The 14869-nt window shown below is 64.4% G+C and carries 12 protein-coding genes and 1 pseudogene; 11 read left to right on the top strand and 2 right to left on the bottom strand.

The genetic code is table 11. The features are described from left to right. Nucleotides 1-33 precede the first annotated feature (33 nt). Entirely contained in the window at nucleotides 34-3105 is a 3072-nt protein-coding gene (locus FOY51_RS21905; protein ID WP_187776424.1) for an ATP-binding protein, read from the top strand. Nucleotides 3106-3112: 7 nt separating this feature from the next. Here FOY51_RS21905 and lpqN read toward each other — a convergent pair whose 3' ends face one another. After that, nucleotides 3113-3853, bottom strand: a complete 741-nt coding sequence (gene lpqN, locus FOY51_RS21900; RefSeq protein WP_149432397.1) for an envelope biogenesis lipoprotein LpqN — start codon at nucleotides 3851-3853, stop codon at nucleotides 3113-3115. Between the two features lie 150 nt (nucleotides 3854-4003). On the opposite strand from lpqN, the gene FOY51_RS21895 reads away from it, so the two are divergent. From FOY51_RS21895 to FOY51_RS21865, 7 genes are all read left to right on the top strand, one after another. Further along, nucleotides 4004-5425, top strand: a complete 1422-nt coding sequence (locus tag FOY51_RS21895; protein ID WP_149432396.1) for a neutral zinc metallopeptidase — start codon at nucleotides 4004-4006, stop codon at nucleotides 5423-5425. Nucleotides 5426-5625: 200 nt separating this feature from the next. Beyond that, nucleotides 5626-6897, top strand: a complete 1272-nt coding sequence (gene mdo / locus FOY51_RS21890) for an NDMA-dependent methanol dehydrogenase (protein ID WP_149432395.1) — start codon at nucleotides 5626-5628, stop codon at nucleotides 6895-6897. Between the two features lie 100 nt (nucleotides 6898-6997). Continuing rightward, nucleotides 6998-8098: a MadB family AAA-type ATPase gene (locus FOY51_RS21885; RefSeq protein WP_149432480.1), complete on the top strand. Its 1101-nt coding sequence runs from the start codon at nucleotides 6998-7000 to the stop codon at nucleotides 8096-8098. A 2-nt stretch (nucleotides 8099-8100) separates the two neighbouring features. Beyond that, complete coding sequence (gene madC / locus FOY51_RS21880) at nucleotides 8101-9600, top strand: MadC family VWA domain-containing protein (RefSeq protein WP_149432394.1); 1500 nt, start codon at nucleotides 8101-8103, stop codon at nucleotides 9598-9600. Between the two features lie 112 nt (nucleotides 9601-9712). Continuing rightward, entirely contained in the window at nucleotides 9713-11020 is a 1308-nt protein-coding gene (locus tag FOY51_RS21875) for an iron-containing alcohol dehydrogenase (protein ID WP_149432393.1), read from the top strand. Then, on the top strand, nucleotides 11017-12447 hold the full coding sequence (locus FOY51_RS21870) for a MadS family sensor histidine kinase (RefSeq protein ID WP_149432392.1): 1431 nt from the start codon (nucleotides 11017-11019) through the stop codon (nucleotides 12445-12447). Before FOY51_RS21875 ends, FOY51_RS21870 begins: the two co-directional genes overlap by 4 nt. Next, nucleotides 12444-13139 (top strand): MadR family response regulator transcription factor, encoded by a 696-nt coding sequence (locus tag FOY51_RS21865; RefSeq protein WP_371830480.1) that lies wholly within the window; start codon nucleotides 12444-12446, stop codon nucleotides 13137-13139. Before FOY51_RS21870 ends, FOY51_RS21865 begins: the two co-directional genes overlap by 4 nt. A gap of 19 nt (nucleotides 13140-13158) precedes the next feature. On the opposite strand, the gene mftM is transcribed toward FOY51_RS21865, so the two are convergent. Continuing rightward, a complete protein-coding gene (gene mftM / locus FOY51_RS21860) occupies nucleotides 13159-14064 on the bottom strand; it encodes a mycofactocin oligosaccharide methyltransferase MftM (RefSeq protein ID WP_235916631.1) in 906 nt (301 codons plus the stop codon). Nucleotides 14065-14298: 234 nt separating this feature from the next. Between mftM and mftA the strand changes: the two genes are divergently transcribed. From mftA to FOY51_RS21845, 3 genes and pseudogenes are all read left to right on the top strand, one after another. After that, a complete protein-coding gene (gene mftA / locus FOY51_RS21855) occupies nucleotides 14299-14394 on the top strand; it encodes a mycofactocin precursor MftA (RefSeq protein ID WP_149432390.1) in 96 nt (31 codons plus the stop codon). A gap of 2 nt (nucleotides 14395-14396) precedes the next feature. Continuing rightward, nucleotides 14397-14708, top strand: a complete 312-nt coding sequence (gene mftB / locus FOY51_RS21850) for a mycofactocin biosynthesis chaperone MftB (protein ID WP_149432389.1) — start codon at nucleotides 14397-14399, stop codon at nucleotides 14706-14708. Continuing rightward, a pseudogene (locus FOY51_RS21845) lies at nucleotides 14705-14869 on the top strand (mycofactocin radical SAM maturase); the annotation flags it as partial. The gene mftB and the pseudogene FOY51_RS21845, both read left to right, overlap by 4 nt.

Here is a 14869-nt window from a genome sequence, read left to right as displayed (position 1 = left end):
GGTGGGAGCGCAACCTCACGAATGGAACGCGCATTGGATTACAGACTGCTCGGCGCCATGGAGGTGTGGAGCGACGGTGGGTCTCTGACGCTGGGCGGTGCGAAACAGCGCGCTGTCCTTGCGGTGCTGTTGCTGAACGCCAACATGGTGGTCGAATTCGACCGCGTCATCGACGCCGTGTGGGACGGTAACCCGCCCGCTAAGGCGATGTCGTCGTTGCGCGCCTACATCGCCAACTTGCGGCGAATACTCGACCGGGCCAAACCGGGCGCGCATCGGCTGGTCACCCATTCGTACGGGTATCGCCTCGATCTCGGATCCGATCGTATCGATATCGAAGAATTCGAAGCCTTGGCGCGAACCGGTCGCGACGCGCTCGCGGCGAGCAACGCGGTTGCCGCCGAACAAGCGGCGAACGCCGCCCTGGACTTGTGGCGAGGCACACCGTTGGCAGACTTCCGCAGCCAGGACTTTGCGTTCACCGAAGCTCAGCGCCTCGAGTCGATCAGGTGCGATGTGGTGGAAACCAAGTTCGAGGCGTGTCTGCTACTGGGCCGGACAACGGACTTGGTCTCGGACATCGAGGCCGAGATTCGCGGAACCCCGCTGCGTGAACGTTTGTGGGCGCAATTGATGCTTGCGCTCTACCGCTCCGGTCGGCGTGCGGATGCCCTCGTCGCATACGACCGCGCCGAGCGACTGCTCGATGACGAATTGGGCGTTCCGCCCGGCGATGCCCTGCGCCAACTGGCCGACGACGTCCGCGTGCAAGCACTCGAACTCGATTGGGTCCCGCCGCGCCCGACGCTGGTGGTACCGCCGGCGCGCGAGGATGCGTTCGCCATCTTCGGGCGTTCGGGCGAGGTGGAGCAGGTCGCACCGATACTCGCGAATGCGCTTGCAGGACAGGGGCAGACGGTCGTGCTGACAGGCGACAGCGGTGCCGGCAAATCTGCAGTAGCCGCGGCGATCACGGCAGAGGCCGACCGACTCGGTCTGGCGACGGCATGGTCGAGCCATACCGACAGTGTCCGCAAACCGGTGTTGTGGGCGTGGACACAGGTGCTGCGTCGGCTCGGAGACAGCATCGGAGCCGACCGCCTCGCACGCGTGAACGATGCTGCGCCGGGCGTGATCTCGACGCTGGTCCCGGAATGGCATTCGCCGCCGACAGACGCGAGCGGTACGCCGGAGCCCAACTTCGAGCTGATCGAGGGAACGGCGTTGGCGGTACGCGAGCTGGCCGTCGCCCGCCCTTCGCTGATCGTTCTCGACGATCTGCACCTCGCGGACAAGGCGACACACGACGTGCTCGCCCTGCTGTCGGGCTGGATTCATCAATTGCCGCTGGTCGTCATCGTGACGTGGCCCGACGGCGGTACCGATCGGCCCGCCCGGCCGAAGGCCTTCGATCGGCTGCTCAGCCGGTCCGACATCACGATGATCAAGATTCGCGGACTCGACCATCTTGCGGTAGCCGAACTGATCGAGCACGTGGCCGGCGTCGCACCGACTCCCGAATTCGTGTCGAGAATTCGACACCGAACCGGTGGAAACCCCTTCTACGTACGTGAATTGGTCAGGTTGCTGCGAAGCGACGAACATCTCGATTCCGACACCCGTGAGATCGCCGTCGACGAAGTTCCGGATGCCGTTGCCGGCGTGATTCGGCGGCGGATGGCAGGCCTGCCGAAACCGACTCGTGCCGCGCTCAGTGTCGCCGCGATAATCGGCGCCGAATTCGGATCGACCATTCTGGCGCAGGTGTTGGGCGTCGATTCGGCGCTGGCGCTCACTCGGTTGGAACCCGCCGTGCGCGCGGGGCTGGTGACCGAGGTGAGCAATAGACCGAATCGCTTCTCCTTCAGCCACAGCGTGGTTCGCGATGCCATCGCCGCGCTCATCACCGGACCGGCGCGTACCGCCGTGCACGCGGACATGGCGCGCGCGTGCCTTCGCAATGTCGCAAGTGGCAGTGCGGAATACGCGATCGCGGCGGCAGTGCACGGCTGGCGGGCCGGTGACCGATTGGACCCGGAATCAGCGCTGCTGTTGTTCGATCGGGCGCTGGCGGTCTCGACGGCGCGTTCGGCCTACGGCGATATCGCCGATCTCGACACGAAGGCACTCGAGATCGCCGCGCGCCTGCCGGTGGGCCCGAAACGTGCCGAGCGAGAAACCCAGCTGTGGTTGCAGCTCGCATCTGTCCTTGCCGTGGTGCGCGGACAGAACGACCCGGAGGTGGTGACCGCGTTGCAGCGGGCGTTCGACGTCGGTACCGCGAATACGACGTCCGGCCAATTCTCGTCGGCGGTGACGTTGCGTTGCCTCATGATGGTCGGCGCCGGTCAGTACCGGGAGGCGGCCGCGTTGGCCACCGGCCTGATCGCGCAATTCGAGTCGTCCGGAGATCCGACCGCCGGTGCGGGTGGATACTACATCCGGGCTCTTGCACGATTCATGAACGGCGATCTCGGCGCTGCCTTGGAATCGGTCGACCGGTTGTTCAGCGATGTCCCCACGCCCGACCCAGGCACGGATTCGCTGCTGACGTTCGATGTGCGCGCCCACGGGATTGCTGCCTGGGCGTATGCGATGAGCGGTGACGTTGATCGCGGTAGGGCGTTCGCGCACAACGGGATCGACGTTGCTGTCGGTCGAGGCGACAGCTTCGGTGCCGCAGTGGTCCGAACCGCGCTCGTCCAACTCGACGCGATGACCGGCACCGTCGAGGGAACTGTCGAGCGCGCCGACGGCATCTGCGCCGAACTCGCGGGTATGGGTATGGACCAGATTGCCGCATCGGTGTCGATCGTGGGGGACTGGGCCCGGGCGATGGGGCCGAACGGGGTCGATACAGCGGCCGCGATACGGCGGTCACTGGAAGTGCATTCAGCGGGGGGAACCAGAATCTGGACGCCGTTGTATCTGGCTCTGCTCTCCGATGTGGAGGCGGCGCACGGGGCGGTCGACAGTGCCAGGACGACCCTGCACCGCGCCGAACTCATGGCTACCGCGCAAGGCGAAAGAGTATGGGAGAAACAACTTTCCGCGCGCAGACGATGCCTGCGCGCGGAAAGTCGTCGGGCCGGGGCCGCTAGCTGACTCGTGGTCAGGGCGTGATGGTGGTCTTGTCGTCGATATCGACCGTTGCCCCGCCGATGACGTCGAGCTGATCCTCCAGACCGTCCGCGTTGAGCTGCAGAATGTATAGGCCGTCCTTGCCCGGAATCACCACGGTCTTCTGCGCCACCACCTTTCGCTGACCCTCGGAATCGAACGTGCCACCGAGCTGGTAGGCGGGGAAGTTACCCAACGTCGTGACCGAGCCCGCGCCCATCTCGGTGAAGCCCGGCAAATTCTTCAGCTCACCGGGTGCGTTGTCGATCAGCTTCTGTGGGTCGACATTGCCCTCGAGCTTGGACACGATGGCGACGATGCTCGGTGTGTACTCGGCAGCTTCGGGGCCTGTGTAGACGATCGCGCCGTACGCCCAATCCGGCGCGTCCGAGCCTGCGTCCTTCCAGCCGTCGGGGAAGGGCAGATCGATCGTCGGCGCACCCGGATCGCCTCTGTGGATGGGGGTTTCGACAAGCTTCTGGTCCTTGATGTAGTCCGCGATCGAGTAGTTGGCGCCCCCCGCGGTCTCTGTGGTCGCCTCACGCGGTGACAACTTGCTCTTCGGTGCGCCGGACGCCGATTCGGTCGCCTTGGCCGTCGTGGACTTCTCGGCAGCCGACGACGTCGCGGTGGATGCGGAGTCCTTGGAATCGCTGCTGCAGCCGACGAGGGTGAGGCTGACGGCCATCGCTGCTGCTGCGACGGTGGCAGTTCCGATCTTCGAGTACTTCATGGGACGTGGCCTCCTGTTGTCGCCGGACATGGCGCTCACGGGTACGTAAATTCGTGCGGAGCGTAGCGATCGAACATTGGATTCGGATTGGACCGTGTTGACTTTCGGATCCAACCGATCTCCAACACGACGTGGCTACCGTCTGCGCGCATGACGACGAACACGAGGCGTAGCTCTCTCGGGACGAGCTATGTAGGGACGACGCGAGCGTCGACGCTGCGCGCGGCAGCTCTCGTGATCGCGGCCGTCGTGAGCGTGAGTGGCTGCGCAGGGAAGGACGCGTCTCCGTCGGGCGGCAGCGCGCCGACGGAAGGCCTCGCCGCGGCCGGGGGCGAGGGCGTCGACATCGAAGGTGACGCGGCGAATCCGATCAACAAGATCGTTGCGTCGGCGATCGCGGACCTCCAGTCGTACTGGGCGGACGAGTTTCCCACGTTGTACGGCGGCACCTACCAACCGGTGACGGGCGGCTTCTTCGCAGTGACTCCGTCGTCGGGTGACCTTCCGCCATGCGCGGCCTCCGCGGACGAGATCGCGGGCAATGCGTTCTACTGCCCGAGCAAAGACGTGGTCGCGTGGGATGTCGAGGGCTTGCTGCCGGATCTACGACAACGCTTCGGCGACTTCGTCATTCCCGTCGTGCTCGCGCACGAGTGGGGCCATGCGATCCAGGCGCGAGCCAAGTTCGAAGGCCGGACCGTGACGCGGGAAATTCAAGCGGACTGCTTCGCGGGCGCTTGGGCGGCGCACGCGCAGTCCGGTGGCGACTTCAAGGCGAGCCCGAACGATCTCGACAACGCTCTTGCCGGATTCCTGTTCCTCCGTGACGAACCGGGGACGCAGGCGTCCGACCCGTCCGCGCACGGCAGTGGATTCGATCGCGTCGGGTCGTTCCAGGACGGGTTCGACAACGGTGCTAAGAGTTGCACCGGCTACAAGGACGGCACGCCGCCGGTGGTCGAAGTGCCGTTCGGCAACGCGGCCGACGAGAAGCGCGGCGGTGACGCCCCGTACGCACAGATCGTCAACGGTGTGCCGTATGACCTGGAGGACTACTGGTCCAAGCTGTTCCCGGAATTGACGGGCAAGCCGTGGACACCGGTCAAGGCAATCGAGCCCTTCGATCCCAAGCGAGCACCCAAATGCGGCGGCTCGCCGACCGACGACTACGTGTTGTTCTATTGCGTACCTGAGGATTACATCGGCTGGGACAACGTCGATGCGATGCCCGACTTCTATCGTAAGGGCGGCGACTTCGCCGTCGCGGCGCTGATTGCCACCCAGTACGGTCTGGCGGGTCTCAGTCGTCTCGGCGACACCTCCGACCCCAAGATCAGCTCGCTGCGGGCCGATTGCTTCGCAGGCGGATGGACAGCGAGCGTGTTGCTCGGTAACCGGTCCAAGACGAGCTCCTTTCAGATATCGCCAGGTGATCTCGACGAGGCCATCAGCGCACTGCTGATTTTCCGGGGTGCGGACGACGCAGCGCGACAAGGCTCGGGCTTCACCCGCGTGGAGGCTTTCCGCGACGGTGTGGTCAACGGCGCCAACGCGTGCGTGGCCGAGCAGTAGCCGACCACCTCTCGAACCGGCGGGGACGCGTGACCGTGCGCCCTGGCTGATCGGCCAGTTCTGCTCCGGCGGCCGGACGGTAATGGTTCGAACTCCTTGTGACGGCAGGCACACCGGCCGACTGTGGTCTCAGCGGCGCTCGGTCATTGCACAACGCAGGACGGCGCCGAGTCCCCACAGACCGCCCAAGGAGCACTCCAATGGCCATCGAGCTCAACCAGATCTGGGACTTTCCCATCAAGGAGTTCCACCCGTTCCCGCGCGCACTCCTCGGTGTGGGCGCCCACGACATCATCGGTGTCGAGGCGAAGAATCTCGGCTTCAAGCGTTCCCTGTTGGTGACCACCGGACTGCGTGGATCCGGCATCATCGAAGACCTGATCGGCAAGATCGAGTATCAGGGCGTCGAGGTGGTGCTCTACGACAAGGTGGAGTCCAACCCCAAGGACTACAACGTGATGGAGGCGGCCGCCCTCTACCAGAAAGAAAAGTGCGACAGCGTCATCTCGGTCGGCGGTGGCTCCAGCCACGATGCCGCCAAGGGCGCGCGCGTCGTCATCGCTCACGATGGTCGCAACATCAACGAGTTCGAAGGCTTCTCGAAGTCGACGAACAAGGAGAATCCTCCGCACATCGCCGTATCCACCACGGCCGGAACGGGTTCGGAAACGTCCTGGGCGTACGTGATCACCGATACGTCAGACATGGAGCATCCGCACAAGTGGGTCGGCTTCGACGAAGCGACCATCGTCACCGTCGCGATCGACGACCCGCTGCTGTATTACACGTGCCCCCAGCATTTCACCGCGTTCTGCGGCTTCGATGTGTTGGCGCACGGCAGTGAGCCGTTCGTGTCTCGCCTCGATTTCGCTCCGTCGCTCGGCAACGCGCTGTACTCCATCGAACTGGTTGCGAAGAATCTACGTGAGGCTGTCTACGAGCCACGCAATCTGAAAGCGCGCGAGGGCATGATGAACGCGCAATACATTGCGGGACAAGCGTTCAACTCCGGCGGATTGGGAATCGTTCACTCGATCTCGCACGCGGTGAGCGCCTTCTTCGACAGCCACCATGGTTTGAACAACGCCATCGCGTTGCCCAGGGTCTGGGAGTACAACCTGCCATCGCGCTACGAGCGTTACGCGCAGATCGCGACCGCGCTGGGCGTCGACACGAAGAACATGACGACGGTGCAGGCAGCGGATGCCGCTGTGGAGGCGGCGATTCGGTTGTCCAACGACGTCGGTATTCCGGACAACTTCGGACAGGTCCGCACGGACTCTTATGCGAAGAACCGGATGAACACCGCCAAGTACGAGGGCCGCGGCGACGTGATCAAGGGCGACGAAAAGACTGTGCGCGCGATCTCCGAGCACATTCAAGACGACTGGTGCACTCCGGGTAACCCCCGCGAAGTCACCGTCGAGTCGATGATTCCCGTTGTTGGACACTCGATCAACGAGACCTACTGACGGACTGTCGACTTCGGTCGCGGCGGCGGGCATGAGGGTGCCCGCCGCCTCGGCCGTTCACCGGTCACCACGCTCGATGGAGGAAACCATGTCCATGGCAATGTCGGCGAGTGAGTACGACGAGACCGACCGCGGCGAGACCGATTGCGACGACACGACGAACTTCGAGTCGGCGCAGGATCTACGAGAAGCGTTGCGTGCTGTCGAATACATCGCCGACGACGACCTAAGCACCGTCGTGCACCTCGCTACGGCGCTCGAGCGGCCGCTGCTGCTCGAAGGTCCCGCAGGCGTCGGCAAGACGGAACTGGCCAAGGCGCTCGCAGCGGCGAGCGGACGCAGGCTGATTCGGCTGCAGTGCTACGAAGGGCTCGACGACAACAGGGCGCTCTACGAGTGGGACTACGCCAAACAGCTACTGCACGTGCAGATGTTGCGCGATCGGATCACCGCGGTCGCGGAAGAGATCACCGATATCGATGAGGCCTCTCGCTACCTCGCGGGTCGCGACTTCGGGCTGTACACCGAGTCGTTCCTTTCGGTGCGACCACTACTCGAGTCGGTGCTGTCCGACGATCCGGTCGTCTTGTTGATCGACGAGGTCGACCGCACCGAGGAATCCATGGAGGCCCTCCTGTTGGAGGTGCTCGCCGAGAAGCAGGTCACCATCCCCGAGATCGGAACCTTCGAAGCTCGGTCGGTGCCGTGGGTCATCCTGACCTCCAACGACACTCGCGAACTGTCCGCCGCGCTCAAACGTCGATGCCTGCACTTTCACCTCGACTTTCCGAGCCCGGATCGTGAACGGGAGATCGTCACGGCGAGGGCACCCGAGGTGTCCGCCGAGGTCGCCGCCGACGTCGTCGAGCTGGCTCGCACACTGCGCGAACTTCCGCTGCGCAAGAGCCCGTCGATATCCGAAGTGATCGATGCCGCCCGCGGCGCAATGGTGTTGCAGCACAGGGGGGTCGGCTTGACCGAGCACACCCGTAGCACTCTGCTGGCGGTGCTGCTGAAGTACACGTCGGATCGCAAGATCGCCGTCGATCGATTCGACGGTAGGCGGTCCGATGCACCTTCGGCATCCAGCGCAGCACCGAAGGCCGTGCGCGACACCGTCGCGGCACGACCGGCGAACACAACGACAACGGCCTTCCGCGGCCGTGGCGGCCGCGACCACGGTGGCATCGGGAAGCGCTGATCATGGACCGCCCGGGGTTGATCCTGGATCTGATCGCGGCGTCGTTCGGCGGCGTGCTCCGCTCGACGGGTGTGGCCGCCTCGCCGGCCGAGGTGATCGAAGTCCGGCGCGTTCTCGGACTGCTCGGCGCTCGCGATCACGACGTGCTTCGAGCCGCGCTACGGGCAACGTGCGCCAAGTACGCACACGAGCAGGCAGGATTCGACCGCGCCTTCGACGCGATGTTCGTGCGGCGCGGCGAAGCGGCACCGCCGTCGCAGGACCGGGTCGGATCGTCGGCTCGCGCCTCGCAGGGGCTGCCCGACGATTTGGCGATTTCCGAGGACCAGGAGATCGGGCGTTATGCCGAATACAACGAGCGCGCAGCCGAAGTCGGCGAATTCTTCGATACCGAGGAGGCGGCGAAGGGCTTCAATCCGCACAAGGACGACGACGACATCAGCGTCTCCGGATCCGACGCCGACCTCACGGTGTCCGCCGAGAACGACTCCGGGCGGCGCGGTGTCACCTACACCCTCGAGGTGGACCGTGCGGGTACGACAGCCGTAGGCGACCTGTCCGACTCCATGGTTCCGATCGTTGCCGGTTCGTTGAGTTGGGACGATCCGGCGTCGATTCTGGCGTGGCTGGACGCCTACGACCCCAACAGCACCTATGTCGACACCGGCGACGACGAAGCATTGACAGCCGACCAGCTGGCGCGTCTGACCGCGGCGGTCGAGACTTTCGTGGAGGCGTTGGCTGCCACTGCGGCCGCAGTGGCACCGGAACCGCAACTCGTCGGCACCGAGAGCGATCTGCACGCGGATGTCGATCTCGCGTGTCACGAGGTGCTGCGGCGGATGCGCGGTGCTCGTAGGCCGCGCCCACGGGAGAATGGTCGCGGCACTCTCGACATGCGTCGCACGACGCGAGCGAGCTTGCGGACCGATGGCGTCCCGTTCCGATTGATCATCAAAACTCCGCGTCCGGACCGGGTTCGGCTGCTGATACTGGCCGATGTGTCGCTGTCCGTGCGACCGGTGACCGCATTTACCTTGCGACTTGCGCAGGCGATGCACCGACGAGCGGATCGGTGTCGGGTGATGGCGTTCGTCGACACCCCGACGGAAGTCACCGAGGTGCTGTTGCGCGGTGGCGGGGACAACGCACTCGGGTCGGTCCTCGCGTGCGAGCAACTCGACCTGGAGGCCAGCAGCGATTACGGCCACATGCTCGACGAGATGCTGACAACGCAAGCCGATGCACTCGATTCGCGGACGGCCGTGTTGATCGTCGGCGATGCCAGGTCCGGCGGGCTGCCGCCGAAGGTGGAACAACTCGAGGCGTTGCGACGCCGGGTACACCGGTTGGCCTGGATCACGCCCGAGCCGCGCAGATACTGGACACAAGCGACCTGTGCGATGACGGCGTACGCGGAGGTGTGCGACCGCGTGGTGATCGCGCGCGACGCCGAGCAGCTGGCAGCGAAGGCGGCGGAGCTCGCAGACGCACTCTCGTGAAGGTCGCGCTACCTGTCCGATCGGGTAGGTACCTGCCCGTCCTACCGCAGGTTGGCGCACTGTCTCGTCGGGACGTAGCGTCGTGGTCAGGTTGTAACCTGGATCACACTCGATGGAGTCGGTAGGGCGGAAGACGTTGTTCTCGAAAGTGGAGCGGACCGCGGACAGTGATCTGACGCTCGACACGTCCGAATCGGCGCTGGACGACAGCGCCACGCCCGCGCGAACGCCCTTGCTGATTCCGGAACGTCCGCTGGTCGACGGGGCCCCGCACCGGCTGCTGAAATTCCACGCGCCGGAGATCGTGTTCGGAATCGACTCGGTCGTGGAGGCGGCGCACGCAGCTGTCCGTCTCGGCGCCCTACGGCCATTGCTGGTCACCGACCCCGGCCTCATCGACGCGGGCTGGCCGAACGAACTGCTCGCGCACCTTGCCGAACAGGGCGTGCACGCGCGGACCTGGCATGCGCTCACACCGAATCCCAAGGATCACGAGGTGCAGGCGGGGCACGAGTACTACCGCGAGCAAGGCTGCGATGTCTTGATCGCCGTTGGTGGCGGATCTGTCATCGACGCTGCGAAGGGGATAGCCATCCTGGCCGCCAACGGCGGCAGCATTCTCGACTACGAGGGCGTCGATCAGGCTCCCAACCCGATTCCGCCGCTTGTCGTGGTGCCGTCGACGTCGGGAACCGGCGCCGATGTCTCGCAATTCTGCATCGTCACCGACACCGCTCGCGGCACCAAGATCACCATCATCGGGCGATCGTTGGTCCCGGACATCACCGTGATCGATCCGCGGTTGCTCACCACCATGCCGGAATGGCTCAATGCGGCAACGGGACTCGATGCGCTGACTCATGGCATCGAAGCGTTCGTGTCCCTCGGCCACAATCAGTTGACGGATCACCATGCCCTGCGGGCGGTCTCGATGGTCACGCACCACCTGGTGCGAACCATGGATCAGCCCGGCGACATGTCGGCGCGCACCGTCATGGCGCAAGCGAGTTTGGAAGCCGGGCTGGCCTTCACGAATGCGATTCTCGGTGCGGCACACGCGATGAGCCATCAGGTGGGTGGCATGTTGGACCTGCCGCACGGCGTGATCAACGGAATCTTGCTTCCGCACGTCATCCGCTACAACGCCGAAACCGACCCGCGGCCGTACGCAACTATCGCCGCGGTCCTCGGCCTTCCGGAGAGCGCCGGTCCACCCGCGGAAGCGGCACTTGCGTTGGCCGACCGGGTGCAGAACCTTGCGCGTCAGGTCGGGGTGCCGGCCGGCTTGCGGGCACTGGGTGTGGCCGACAGCAACGTGCCGCGATTGGCCGAATTGGCGCTGCACGATGCCTGTATGACGACGAACCCGCGCCCTGCCACCGAGGCGCAGATGCAATCGCTCTTTCGGGCCGCACTGTGAGCCCCAGTCCTGGCGGACGGCGCGCACCGGCACCAGCACCGCCGAACCTGGAGCGCCTCACCGGTGTTCGCTCCGGCAAGAGCTCGTTCTATTCCGAATTCCGCGGTGCAGCCCAGCGGCTCGAACGCGTGGTTCATGCACTGGACGCGATATCGCGGGCCTTGGTTCAGACAGTGGACGGGCCCGAGCAGTTGGTGCGCGCTGTTGCCGATGCGGCACGCACCCATCTGAGCGCGGACTGGGTGCTGATTGCTCTCGCGGACGGTGCGCTTCCCGAAGCGCAACCTCGGCATCTGATCCTCGACGCCCGCGGTCGCGCATACGCATTCGAGGGTTGGGCCGCAGCGCAGACACCGGGAGCAAACCTGCCGACCGCGGTACTGAACAGACTCAACGACATTCTGCGCGGTGAGTTCGATCAGTTCACGACGCCGGTGATCGACGGTCACCACGCTCACGTTCCGATAGAACTCGACGGTGGTGTGGTCGGCGCGTTTGCCGCCTGGACACCATCGCATCGCGTGATGGATGCGACGGACGAGGCGGTGATGCGCATTCTGTCCAGCCAAACGGCTGTGGCCCTACAGAATTCGGCGTTGTTTCAGCGATCGCAAGTTCTGCTGGATCGGGCCGAGCAAGCGTATGCGGAGGCAAGCAGACATGCGACGGAACTCGCCGCCCGCAATGCGGAACTGCTCGCAACACAGCGCGAACTGGGTGTGGCGCAACGCCATCAGGTACTGGACTCCGAGCGTCATCGCATTGCGCGTGAACTGCATGACAGTGTGACGCAATGTGTGCTGTCGGCCGGTATGCAGATAGAAGTGTGCCGCAACGATATTCCCGGTGCGGAACGGCAACAGCGCCTCGAGCTGGCAAAGCACCTGACGCGTACTGCGGTGGAACAGCTGCGCTCGGCGATCTACGCGCTCAATCACCCCAGCGACTCGGGGCCGTCGACACTGCCCGAGCTACTCGAAGAGTTGTGCACAGTTCACATGCCCGACGACCTTCGCGTTTCTCTTCGCGTGGAAGGCACACCGGTGGAATTGGCCAGCGACATAGAACACGCGTTGCTTCGTATCGCGGGCGAGGCGTTGTTCAACACCGCGATGCACGGCAACGCGACCCGCGCCATCGTTCGGCTTGCGTACCGCTCCGGTGGCGTTGCGCTGTCCGTGGCCGACGACGGTAATGGGGATCCGGGAAAGTTGCGCCTGATGCTCGAGATGGCGGAGGGCGGCGATGTCGACGGCCACCACCGCGGCTTGGTGAACATGAAGGCACGTGCGGTCGAACACCACGGCGAGTTGGAAGTCCGCCGTTCGCGAATCGGCGGTGTGCGGATCATGGCGACCATTCCGTGGTCGGATCCGGCGGCTGGGCGGTCAGCGGCGCTCGCGAAAAAGAGTGAAGGGAAACGATGATGGTCGGCACGGCAGATCTCGGCGCCAGAGGTGGCCAGCGGCAACCGTTGCCTACCAAGATGATTCGTATGGTGTTGGTCGACGATCACGCGATACTCCGGCAAGGTCTGCGATCGGTCCTCGAGCGCGAGCCCGATCTGCGGGTGGTGGGGGAGGCGTCGTCCGAGTCGGAGGCGGAATCGGTAGTCCGGGAGGCCGATCCGGATGTGGTGCTGATGGACTTGAAGCTGTCTGCCGGGTCCGAGTACGAAGGCTTGTCGTTGTGCGCCAAACTGTCGGCGGCACACGATGGAATCGGGCTGTTGGTGCTCACAACGTTTCTCGACGACGAGCTCGTGGTCCGCGCGGTCCATGCCGGCGCGAGGGGATACGTGGTCAAGGACGTGGATACGACGGAACTGGTGCGTGCAATCCGGGCCGTGTCCGCGGGTGAGAGCGCGTTCGACGCGCGTAGCGCTGCTGCCGTCGTTCGTTCGATGAACGGACGCTCCACACCGCGGGAGCGGTTGACCGATCGAGAACTCGAGGTCTTGCGGTTGTTGGCGGCGGGGATGTCGAACAGCTCGATCGGCGAGCGGCTGTTCATTTCGGCAACCACCGCAAAGTTCCACGTCAGCAACATCTTACGCAAGCTCGAGGTGTCGCGCCGTGCCGAAGCAGTATATGCGGCCAGCAAGCGCGGACTCATCTAAGTTCTTGGACACCCAGTCGCTACAGGTCCAAAACCAGCCAGCCGCCGTGGTATTCGTGCACACTCGCCCGAATGCCCAAATGTCGTTGCGCGACACTGTGACCCAGGTCGGTCAACGCATCGAGATGAAACGCCTGGACATGTCCATAACATTCGCGAGCGAACTTTTCGAACGGCACCGCGACGATCACGCGCGACCGCGCAACCCGAATTGCCTCGTCGAGCGCCGCGATCGTGGCGGTCGAGTTCAGGTGTTCGACCAAGTGCAATGCCGTCACGGTGTCCACGCTCGAAGACGGTGCGCTGACAGCCGTAGCGTCACACGTCATGGTCCGAATCGGTCGACCGATCGTGGGCGAGACGGTTTCGAGCAAACGCATTGCTGCCGCACTCAGATCGCTCGCGATGACGTTGTGCCCCAGCGCAGCCAGGCGAAGAGGGAAGAACCCGAAGCATGACCCCAGGTCCAGCACGCTGTCACCGATGAGCAGCGACGCCGCGTGACGGTGCACCGGTGCGAACAACGCACTGCCGTCCTCCAGGCAACGAATCGAATTCTCGTAGAACGCCTTCCACGCAGGTAGTGCGCCGGCCGTCGCCGATCTGACGATGCCGGTCATGACCGACTCGAATTCGTGCGCGCCGTGCAGGACTCCCGACGCGTCGAGTTCGTCGGCAACGGTCGCGGCGATCTCGTCGGCGATGTCGTGCGAGGCGAAGCGGTGCAGCACGGTGAGACCGGCGTGATTTCGGTGCGCGCGAAAGTGCGGTGTTTCCACGGTCGCGGGGTCGAGTAGCGAGATGTGCAGGAAATCGGCGACTCGCAGCACTCGTATGCCGTCGACGTTCCACTCGCCGTCGTGGCATTCGGACATGGGATCGATGGATGCCGAGACCGGCTCGAGCTCGCTATCTACTGCCTGCATGGCGACCGACATCGACGCGCCCTTCGGATCGGAACTACTGCTTCGATCACACGCTAATCGCATGTGCGTGTTGTCGATCCGGCCGAACGGGTGGAGATCGTGCTCGTGCTACCTACCCGATCGGTCGGTCTTGGGCTGAGCATCGGACGGGATCGGCGCACGTGCCTTCCCACGACCCACGGCCGTCAATACCGTTACGACACATAGGTATCGCCCACAACACCGGAGGCAATCATGTCCGATCGCAACGAGACAGTGACCGACGCGGATCTCGTCGAAGAGACGCTCGTGGAGGAAGTATCCATCGACGGCATGTGCGGGGTCTACTGACCATGTCCACCGACTGCATCGAATTCGAGTTGGAGGGTCGCTGGCGGCTGCATCCACAGGTAGCGCTTCGATCCGAATCGTTCGGTGCTCTGCTCTACCACTTCGGCACCCGCAAATTGTCGTTCCTGAAAGACCGAACGATCGTCGAACTGGTGCAGTCGCTGGACCGATCTGCCGATGCGGCAACCGCATTCGACAGTCTCGGAATCGCGCCGAACGCACGGGCGACCTACGTCCGTGCGTTGTCGACACTCGTCGATTCGCACATGCTCGTTCGCGACTCCGCCCCACTTCCTGAGAGGACGTCACCATGACAACAGTGCTCGAACCCACCCCGCGCGTAGGCCGTCTCGTCGATCAGTTCGAGTTGGGGCTCGATGCTCCGATTTGTTTGACGTGGGAGTTGACGTATGCGTGCAATTTGTCGTGTGTGCATTGTTTGTCGTCGTCGGGGCGTCGTGATCCGCGGGAGTTG

The sequence above is a fragment of the Antrihabitans cavernicola genome, assembly GCF_008297975.1.
In the GTDB taxonomy this organism is placed as follows: domain Bacteria; phylum Actinomycetota; class Actinomycetes; order Mycobacteriales; family Mycobacteriaceae; genus Antrihabitans; species Antrihabitans cavernicola.
Note: the sequence above shows the minus strand (reverse complement) of the source record. Positions and strands in the feature narration are given on the sequence as shown.

Excerpts from the sequence above, each read along its gene's own strand:
- lpqN (WP_149432397.1), bottom strand. The coding sequence starts at position 3,853 with ATGAAGTACTCGAAGATCGGAACTGCCACCGTCGCAGCAGCAGCGATG.
- FOY51_RS21895 (WP_149432396.1), top strand. The coding sequence starts at position 4,004 with ATGACGACGAACACGAGGCGTAGCTCTCTCGGGACGAGCTATGTAGGG.
- mdo (WP_149432395.1), top strand. The coding sequence starts at position 5,626 with ATGGCCATCGAGCTCAACCAGATCTGGGACTTTCCCATCAAGGAGTTC.
- FOY51_RS21885 (WP_149432480.1), top strand. The coding sequence starts at position 6,998 with ATGTCGGCGAGTGAGTACGACGAGACCGACCGCGGCGAGACCGATTGC.
- madC (WP_149432394.1), top strand. The coding sequence starts at position 8,101 with ATGGACCGCCCGGGGTTGATCCTGGATCTGATCGCGGCGTCGTTCGGC.
- FOY51_RS21875 (WP_149432393.1), top strand. The coding sequence starts at position 9,713 with ATGGAGTCGGTAGGGCGGAAGACGTTGTTCTCGAAAGTGGAGCGGACC.
- FOY51_RS21865 (WP_371830480.1), top strand. The coding sequence starts at position 12,444 with ATGATGGTCGGCACGGCAGATCTCGGCGCCAGAGGTGGCCAGCGGCAA.
- mftM (WP_235916631.1), bottom strand. The coding sequence starts at position 14,064 with ATGCAGGCAGTAGATAGCGAGCTCGAGCCGGTCTCGGCATCCATCGAT.
- mftA (WP_149432390.1), top strand. The coding sequence starts at position 14,299 with ATGTCCGATCGCAACGAGACAGTGACCGACGCGGATCTCGTCGAAGAG.
- mftB (WP_149432389.1), top strand. The coding sequence starts at position 14,397 with ATGTCCACCGACTGCATCGAATTCGAGTTGGAGGGTCGCTGGCGGCTG.